Here is a 727-nt window from a genome sequence, read left to right as displayed (position 1 = left end):
CTCGGTAGGAACTCCGCATAAACCTCGCCTCGTCCGGGATCAAAATTTTCCTGAAACATGTCGACTTCCTCACGGAGGAGACGCTCTCCGTTCAGGTATAGCGACCCCGCCTGCATCTGCACTCTGTCGCCAGGCAGGCCGGCCAGGCGTTTCACGTAAGGCGTCTCGTCCGGGGAGGAGATGAAAACGACGAGATCGCCGCGCTGCGGCTGATCCAGGATGTAGGGCAGCTTGGTGACGATGAAATAGTCGCCCAGCCGCAGGCTGGGTTCCATGCTGGCCGACGGCAAGTTGTAGGGTTCCCAAACCAGCCCCCGCACGGCCAGCGGCAGGACGATGCCCAGCGCGGCAACGACATACCAGCGGGCGAACCACGCCATGGGCACCGCGCCGTCGCACAGCCGGGCGATGCGGTGGCAGTCTAAGGCGCCCCACAGGCGATAGGCGATCAACAGCACCAGGATAACGGTTTCCGCCTTCACCGGCAGCAGCCCCAGGTGCGCCAGGACAGGCGGCAAGCCGTAAACTGACAGGCCCAGCGCCAAGTATTGGATGGCCTTTCTGCCCTTGCCCAAGTAGAGCATGCCGATGAACGGGCCCAGCAGCAGCCCGACCAGCCCGGCAAACCAGGGACGCCTGTGCACGAAAGCGGAAAACATACTCCCCCCAACCGGATCGACAGCAACTCCGATCCGACCCTAACACTCCTCCCTCGCGCAAATCGATA

At 62.9% G+C, this 727-nt stretch carries 1 protein-coding gene; it reads right to left on the bottom strand.

The window, feature by feature from the left end; translation table 11 throughout:
- On the bottom strand, positions 1-659 hold a 659-nt coding region (gene lepB, locus ACKGJN_RS16330), incomplete at its 3' end, for a signal peptidase I (protein ID WP_409540630.1).
- Between the last annotated feature and the right edge of the window lie 68 nt (positions 660-727).

This window comes from Gillisia xinjiangensis (assembly GCF_046298265.1).
In the GTDB taxonomy this organism is placed as follows: domain Bacteria; phylum Bacteroidota; class Bacteroidia; order Flavobacteriales; family Flavobacteriaceae; genus Gillisia; species Gillisia xinjiangensis.
Note: the sequence above shows the minus strand (reverse complement) of the source record. Positions and strands in the feature narration are given on the sequence as shown.